A 7,785-nucleotide genomic window follows, 5' to 3' on the forward strand; every position below is an offset into this window, starting at 1 on the left:
CCGAGCCCGGTTCGGGCCGGCGCTGGCGCATCGCAAGGGGCACACCACCATGACGCAAAACATCTATGACACTGCCGAGTTTTTCGAGGCTTACAGCCAGATGGCGCGGTCGGTGCACGGCCTGGACGGCGCGCCCGAATGGCCGGCGTTACGCGCGCTGATTCCACCGTTGCAGGGCCGCCGCGTCGTGGACCTGGGTTGCGGCTTCGGCTGGTTCTGCCGATGGGCCCAGGCGCAGGGCGCCAGCGAGATACTGGGTCTGGACGTGTCGCAAAACATGCTGGACCGGGCTCGTGGTGGCACGCCTGCCTCGGCAGCCGCCGGCGGCATCGTGTATCAGCGCGCCGACCTGGAACAACTGCAATTGCCGCCAGCTACTTACGACCTGGCCTACAGCTCGTTGACGCTGCACTACATCGAGCGGCTGGCTAAGCTTTTTGCCACCGTCCATCAAGCGTTGGTGCCGGGCGGGCATTTCGTGTTCTCGGCGGAACACCCGATCTACACGGCGCCCGCCAGCCCCGCCTTCGTGCAGGACCCCTCGGGCCGGCGCATCTGGCCGCTGAACCAGTACGCCGTTCAAGGGCCGCGCACCACGGACTGGTTGGCCAAGGGCGTCATCAAGCAGCACCGTACGCTGGGCGCTTATCTGAACTTGCTGATCCAGACCGGGTTCACCATCACGCACGTGCAAGAGTGGGCGCCTACCCAGGAACAACTGGCCGCCCAGCCCGCGCTTGCCGAAGAGAGGGATCGGCCGATGATGGTACTGGTGGCGGCGACCCGATAGGCCGAAATATTTGGTTTCACAAAACCCGCTTGCGTTGTCTATCTAGTAGTAGGTAAGATTCATCCATCGACGCAGCACACGCAAAACGCCGCTGACGCCGAAGCCAGAAATACAGTAGGACCGCTTTTTTATTTCCTCGGTTGTCTACCTACAAGTAGATAGCTAAACCAAAAACCGTAGCTTAATCGAATCAACGCAAGCCTCGTTTATTCATCTGGAGATCAACCATGAAGACGCTCGTATCCGCCCTGATTTTGTCCGCCTCGTTCATCGGTGCCGCTGCTCAAGCCGGCGAACTGGACTACCCGCCCGAATTGAACACGGCCAGCACCGTGACGCGTGCCCAAGTGCAGCAAGAACTGGCCGCCGCCCGTGCAAATGGCGAGCTGGTGTCCGGTGAAGAAGGTTACGCCGCGACCGCGTTTGCCTCCGTTGGCGCCGACAAGACCCGCGCCCAGGTCAAGCAAGAACTGGCCGCTGCCCGTGCTCAAGGCCTGACCGACAGCGGCGAACTGGATTACCCGCCCGTTCAAGGCTGATTTTTTTAAGTGCTTGTCTATCTAGTCATAGATAGCTTCACAAACGCGACGTACCCCTGATCCGCATCACGCAGCATCCCTTTCTACTGGAGATTCACCATGAAGACCCTCGTATCCGCCCTGATTTTGTCCGCCTCGTTCATCGGTGCCGCCGCTCAAGCCGGCGAACTGGACTACCCGCCCGAACTGAACACCGCCAGCACCGTGACGCGTGCCCAAGTGCAGCAAGAGTTGGCCGCCGCCCGCGCGAATGGGCAGCTGGTGTCGGGCGAAGAAGGCTACGCCGCCACGTCATTCGCGTCGGTTGGCGCCGACAAGAGCCGCGAACAGGTCAAGCAGGAATTGGCGGCTGCCCGCGCTCAAGGCCTGACCGAAAGCGGCGAACTGGACTACCCGCCCGTGCAAGGCTAAGCCGATGCCGGCACATGCGAACCCCGGGGGGCGGGATGTTTCCCGGCCGGGGTTCGCACGGGCCAAGGCCCACACCCTAGGGCGGCCACCAATGACGGACCGACCTATTAGTAGGTAATATTCAGCCATGGACACCCCGACCCCCAACACCACCCGAGACCTGCTGCTGGCGCACGCCGAGAAGCTCATCCGCACGCGCGGATGCAATGGTTTCAGCTACCGCGATCTGGCGGAGCATGTGGGCGTGAAGACGTCCAGCATCCACTACTACTTTCCTGGCAAGGACGACCTGCTGTATGAAGCAGTCGAGGCCTACAGCGCGCGCGCGCTGGGCGCCGTCCGTGCCATTGATACCGCGCAGCCCGCCCAGGCGCAGCTGGAGCAATACCTGTCGATGATGGAATCGCGGGCTTGCGGCTCGGGCGAACTGTGTTTGGGCGGCATGTTGGCCGCCGACATCATGAGCCTTTCCGACCGTGTGCGCGGCGCGTTGCAGGGATTTTTCCGTGCCCACGAAGCGTGGCTGGCGCGTGTGCTGGCTGAAGGCGCGGCGCAGGGGACGCTGAAGTTCTCGGGTACCGCCGATGCGGCCGGCCGCGCGGTGTTTGCCACCGTCCAAGGTTGCCTGCTGGTGTCGCGGCTATTCCAGCAGCCGCCCGCATTGTGCGAGGCCATCCGTGCGTTGTATGTGGAGTGCGACAAGGCAGCCAAGCCCGCCGCAGCCGCAGCCGAATCCGCACCCGCTGTGTAACTGCGGCCAGACGTAAAAAAATCGCGACGGCGCGGATTTTCGCGCCGGTCAGCGCTCCGCATTGAGCAGCCAGCAGTCAGCAGTGAATCCGATTTCCCATCACGGCCGCCCCGCATTTGCAGGCGGCCGTTGTCATTGCGCGCTCAGTGTTGCAATGCGCGCGCCATGTCCACGCTGGTGCGTTCTTGCATGCCCAGGTCTCGCATGCGTTGCAAGAACGCGGTTTGTGCGTCGGCGAATCCGGCCACGGGGCTCATGCAATCGGTCAGCAGGACGATGCGGGACAGGTTGCCGCCGGGCAGATGCTCGGCCAGATGTTCGACGGTGGCGCGCACGCAATGGCTGCCGGCCTCGCCCGCGACCAGAATCAGGTCTGAGCGATCCAGCGATCCCAGCAGCGCGCGGTTCAACTGGCTGCGCGGATCGTCGGGGTCTGGCACTTCGGCCATCAAGGCGCTGTAGTGCTCGGTCCACGGGTTGGTGCCTTTGGGCACCTTGCGCACGATGAATTGGCCGGCGTCTTCCCAGCGGTTGTACGCGGCGCGCACGTCGGGATGCACGTTGTGCCCCCAGGTGCCGATCTCGCAATGCACGGGCCACACCATCAGCGTGTAGCGGCCGCGTGCTTCCAGTTCGTCCAGGTAGGTGGCGGTTCGGGGCAGGTCGTCGGCATGGCGTGGCACGAACTGGCCGGCGCGCAGCTGCGCGGCGGTTATCGGCGTGTAGGGGGCGACGGGCTCGCCCTTGCCGGTGTGCCAGAACGTGGGATGCGCGATGTCGACGCGATGGTGGGAGTCCAGCGTTACGGTGATCGAGGTCAGTGCGGAGGCGGTGGCGTCAATGAAACTTGCCAGCCGCTGCATGTCGGCATGCGCGCCGGGCACGGGCAGCGCGGGCTGCGTGGCTTGGCCGGTCAGCGGGTCGCGCGGCAGGTAGGGCTCGGGCAAATCGCAGAAGTCGTTCTGCGGATCGACGATCAGTAGATGGACGGAACGCGGCATGGCGAAATTCGATTGGGACTAGACCGGAATATAGACCGGGATCGCCGTTGTTCACTAGAACAGGACCAGATGTTCGGCGCGGTCGGGCAATTGACGCAGCAGCGCCGTCCATTGCCGCCAAAGGCAGGCGATGACGGCCAAGACGGCCAGCGCGATCAGTATCCACATGACAAGCTCCTGTTCATATTTCGCACGATCGTGCGAAATTGAGCGATTAAAACGCCGGCATCGGCCGGCAAGGGGGCGGACGATGCCGCCTGCGTCAAATCAATCCGGATCGAGCCACAGGCGTGCTTCCACGCCTGTCACGCCACCCGTCATTCTGAAATTGTGAAGCTGCGGTACGTTGATATCAGCCTGTCATAGGCCGCCCGCACGCGCGCGGGCGCTTGCGGATCGCGCAGGAAACGCGCGTCATGCATCAGCCCGATCATCAGGCTGTACACCTCGAAGACGAGTTGTTCGGGGTCGGTATCCGGCCGGAGATGGCCGGCGTCCAGCGCCTGGCGCACCGTGCGGACCATAGCGGCGCGCCATCGACGCAGGTTGTTTTCCAGCAAGGCGCGCAGCGGCGATTCCACATCGTCGTATTCGAACGCGCCGGCCACGTAGACGCAGCCCGTGGCCATTTCAACGTTGCTGGCGCGTTCCACCCACAGCGATACCAACGCGGTCAAGCGGGGCAGCCCGCGCGGGTACGCCATGGCAGGGGTGAAAACGGCCGCCACAAAGCGGCGGTCATATTCGTCCAGCACGGCCTGCTGCAAGGCTTCCAGCGAGCCCACGCGGGAAAACACACCGCTTTTGCTGATGCCCAGCCGCTTGGCGACCTGGCCCAGCGACAGGCTTTCCATGCCCTGGGTGGCGGCCATGGCCAAGGCCGCGTCCACAATGGCCGCCAAGGTCAGCTCGCTTTTTTCCGTTTTGGCAGTCATGAAGCGGAATTTAGCACGGTCGTGCGAAATGGGCCGGCTATTTTTTGCGTGCAGTCGCGAGTCGCGAGTCGCCAGCCGCCGGTCAGCAGTCCACATGCGCTGGCGCGAGCCTGATGCAGAGCAAAAAAAACCGGACAGCTCAAGCTGCCCGGTTTGGTGTGCAATGATCCGCGCGATCGGCGGTCAGGCCTGCGCGGCGGCCTTGAATTGCAGACGGTACTTGTGCAGCAACGGTTCGGTATAGCCGTTGGGCTGCGTCAAGCCTTCGAACACCAGTGCGCAGGCCGCCTTGAAGGCCAGCGACGTGTCGAAATTGCCGGCCATCGGCTGGTAGAGCGGGTCGCCGGCGTTCTGGCCATCAACGACCTTGGCCATGCGCTTGAAGGTTTCCGTGACCTGTTCCTTGTTGGTCACGCCGTGGCGCAGCCAATTGGCGATGTGCTGGCTGGAAATGCGCAGCGTGGCGCGGTCTTCCATCAGGCCGACGTTATGGATGTCGGGCACCTTCGAGCAGCCCACGCCCTGGTCGATCCAGCGCACGACGTATCCCAGGATGCCCTGCACGTTGTTGTCCAGCTCCTGCTGGATGTCGGCGGCGGACCACTTGGACGGATCGCCCACCGGCACGCTCAACAGCCCGCCCAGCAAGTCGTCGCGCACGCTGTCCAGCTTGGTGCGTTCCAGTTCCTTCTGCACCGCTTGCACGTCGATCTGGTGATAGTGCAGCGCGTGCAGCGTGGCGGCCGTGGGCGAGGGGACCCAGGCGGTGTTGGCGCCGGCCTTCGGATGGGCAATTTTCTGTTCCAGCATGGCGGCCATCAGGTCGGGCATGGCCCACATGCCCTTGCCGATCTGGGCGCGGCCGCGCAGGCCCGTGTCCAGGCCCACCAGCACGTTGTTGCGTTCGTAGGCGGTGATCCACGCGGTGGACTTCATGTCGCCCTTGCGCAGCATCGGGCCCGCTTCCATGCTGGAGTGCATCTCGTCGCCGGTGCGGTCCAGGAAGCCCGTGTTGATGAACGCCACGCGCGATGCGGCGGCGCCGATGCACGCTTTCAGGTTGATGCTGGTGCGGCGCTCTTCATCCATGATCCCCATTTTCAGGGTGTTGCGCGGCACCTTGATCAGGTCTTCGACGCGGTCGAACAATTCGCTGGCGAAGGCCGCTTCGGCCGGGCCGTGCATCTTGGGCTTCACGATGTAGACGGACCCGGTGCGCGAATTCAGCTTGGCGGTGCGGTCGTGCAGCGCGGCCAGGCTGGTGACGACGGCGTCCAGAATGCCTTCGGGGATTTCCTGGCCGTCGCGGTCAAGAATGGCCGGGTTGGTCATCAGGTGGCCCACGTTGCGCACGAACATCAACGAGCGGCCGTGCAAGGTCAGCGCGCTGCCGTCCGGACGCGTGTACTGGCGGTCGGCGTTCAGCTTGCGCGTGAAGGTTTTGCCGGCCTTGGTGACGGCTTCGGTCAGGTCGCCCTTCATCAGGCCCAGCCAGTTGCGATAGATGTGCACCTTGTCGTCGGCATCGACGGCGGCAACCGAGTCTTCGCAGTCCATGATGGTGGTCAGCGCGGCTTCGACCAGCACGTCTTTCACGCCCGCGGCGTCGGTGCTGCCGATGGCGTTGGCGCGATCGATCTGGATTTCAAAGTGCAGGCCGTTGTTCTTGAGCAAGATGGCCTTGGGGGCCGACGCGTCGCCTTGGTAGCCGGCGAATTGCGAGCCGAATTTCAGCCCGGTGACCACGCCCTTGGCCAGGTTGACGCGCAGTTGGTCGCCTTCAACGGTGTAGCTTTGCGCATCGGCGTGCGAGCCATTGGCCAGCGGGGCGGCCGTGTCCAGAAAGCTGCGCGCGCGCGCAATGACCGCGGCGCCGCGCTCGGGGTTGTAGCCCTTGCCCGTATCGCCGGGCGTGGCAGGGATGGCGTCGGTGCCGTAAAGCGCGTCGTACAGACTGCCCCAGCGTGCGTTGGCGGCATTCAATGCATAGCGCGAGTTGGACATCGGCACGACCAGCTGCGGACCGGCCTGCTGCGAGATTTCGGTATCGACGTTGTCGGTGGTGGCTTGCACGCTTGCCGGTTGGGGCAGCAGGTAGCCGATGCCTTCCAGAAACTTGCGGTAGGCGGCCGGGTCGGCGATGGGGCCGGGGTTGGCGCGGTGCCAGGCGTCGAGCTCGGCTTGCAGACGGTCGCGTTCGGCCAGCAGGGCGCGGTTCTTGGGCGCCAGGTCATGTACCAGCGCCGCAAAACCCTGCCAGAAGCTGTCTGCATCCAGGCCGGTGCCGGGCAGGGCTTCCTGTTCGATGAATTGGGTGAGATTGGCCGCCACTTGCAGGCCGTGTTGCTGGGTGCGTTGAGTCATGCGGGTCTCTAGCGGTAAGAAGGGCTGGCCGGCGCCGGGCGCCGGGCGAATCTGTCCTGACATCATCGTTCGCACCCGCGCCCATGTCTACCCGAAAACCAACTGGTCATACCAGTTTATTTAGTCGCCGTAAGACAGGCAGGCGATTTTTGTGTTTTTATATCAGCACCTTACAGAGGTGTGGCGGATAGCCGAAACCCAATGGCCGGCTTGGTCATACCACTGGTGCGGAGATTGCATGTACGCGGAAACAGAAGAAAAGCCTCGCCAGGTGGCGGATGAAGTCGCCGAGCGAATCGAACGCCTGATCCTGGATGGCGTACTCAAGGCGGGGCAGGCCTTGCCGTCGGAAAGGCGACTGACCGAAAAGCTGGGCGTGTCGCGCACCGCGCTGCGCGAAGGCCTGAAGCTGCTGCGCGCGCGTGAAATCATTCACACCGCGCAAGGCAAGGGGTCCTTCGTGGCGCACATCTCGAAGGTGGATGCCGGGCCGCTGATGCACCTGTTCAATTCGCAGCCGCGCACGCTGTACGACCTGCTGGAAGTGCGCTCGTTGCTTGAAGCGGAATCCGCCCGGCTGGCTGCCATCCGGGGCACCGAAGCCGACTTCATCATGATCCGCCGGCGTTATGACGACATGGTTGCCGCGCAGGGCACGGCCACCGACACAGCCACGCACGCCCATCTGGACCACGCGTTTCACCTGGCGATCTGCGAGGCGTCGCACAACCCGGTGCTGGTGCATACGCTGCAATCGCTGACCGACCTGCTGCTGGGGTCGGTTTTTGCATGCGTCAATAACCTGTATCACCGCGAACCGGAAAAGCGGCAGATCGACCGTCAGCACACCCGGCTGTACAACGCGGTGACGGGGCGCCAGCCCGAACAGGCGCGCAAAGCCGCCGCCGACCATGTGGACAGCGTGCGGCAGAGTTTGTCGGATATCGAACAGGAAGAACAGCGCCTGGTGCGCGCGACGCTGCGTCTGGAAGGC

The 7,785-nt window shown here is 63.9% G+C and carries 8 protein-coding genes; 5 read left to right on the plus strand and 3 right to left on the minus strand.

Annotation, left to right across the window (positions count from 1 at the left end; translation table 11 throughout):
- Positions 1 to 49 precede the first annotated feature (49 nt).
- From YH64_RS23085 to YH64_RS23100, 4 genes are all read left to right on the plus strand, one after another.
- A complete protein-coding gene (locus YH64_RS23085) occupies positions 50 to 790 on the plus strand; it encodes a bifunctional 2-polyprenyl-6-hydroxyphenol methylase/3-demethylubiquinol 3-O-methyltransferase UbiG (RefSeq protein WP_046802922.1) in 741 nt (246 codons plus the stop codon).
- Between the two features lie 227 nt (positions 791 to 1,017).
- Entirely contained in the window at positions 1,018 to 1,329 is a 312-nt protein-coding gene (locus tag YH64_RS23090; protein WP_046802923.1) for a DUF4148 domain-containing protein, read from the plus strand.
- 99 nt (positions 1,330 to 1,428) lie between these two features.
- The gene (locus YH64_RS23095) at positions 1,429 to 1,740 is read left to right on the plus strand and encodes a DUF4148 domain-containing protein (RefSeq protein WP_046802924.1); all 312 of its coding nucleotides are present in this window, start codon (positions 1,429 to 1,431) and stop codon (positions 1,738 to 1,740) included.
- A 127-nt stretch (positions 1,741 to 1,867) separates the two neighbouring features.
- Complete coding sequence (locus tag YH64_RS23100) at positions 1,868 to 2,491, plus strand: TetR/AcrR family transcriptional regulator (RefSeq protein ID WP_046802925.1); 624 nt, start codon at positions 1,868 to 1,870, stop codon at positions 2,489 to 2,491.
- 143 nt (positions 2,492 to 2,634) lie between these two features.
- On the opposite strand, the gene YH64_RS23105 is transcribed toward YH64_RS23100, so the two are convergent.
- From YH64_RS23105 to YH64_RS23115, 3 genes are all read right to left on the minus strand, one after another.
- On the minus strand, positions 2,635 to 3,492 hold the full coding sequence (locus YH64_RS23105; protein ID WP_046802926.1) for a cysteine hydrolase: 858 nt from the start codon (positions 3,490 to 3,492) through the stop codon (positions 2,635 to 2,637).
- A gap of 317 nt (positions 3,493 to 3,809) precedes the next feature.
- Complete coding sequence (locus tag YH64_RS23110) at positions 3,810 to 4,427, minus strand: TetR/AcrR family transcriptional regulator (protein ID WP_046802927.1); 618 nt, start codon at positions 4,425 to 4,427, stop codon at positions 3,810 to 3,812.
- Between the two features lie 183 nt (positions 4,428 to 4,610).
- Positions 4,611 to 6,791: a malate synthase G gene (locus YH64_RS23115; protein WP_046802928.1), complete on the minus strand. Its 2,181-nt coding sequence runs from the start codon at positions 6,789 to 6,791 to the stop codon at positions 4,611 to 4,613.
- Positions 6,792 to 7,029: 238 nt separating this feature from the next.
- Here YH64_RS23115 and glcC point away from each other — a divergent pair.
- A partial coding sequence (glcC, locus tag YH64_RS23120) for a transcriptional regulator GlcC (protein WP_143215498.1) occupies positions 7,030 to 7,785 on the plus strand: 756 nt, incomplete at its 3' end.

The organism is Achromobacter sp. LC458, from assembly GCF_001005835.2.
In the GTDB taxonomy this organism is placed as follows: domain Bacteria; phylum Pseudomonadota; class Gammaproteobacteria; order Burkholderiales; family Burkholderiaceae_B; genus Achromobacter; species Achromobacter spanius_B.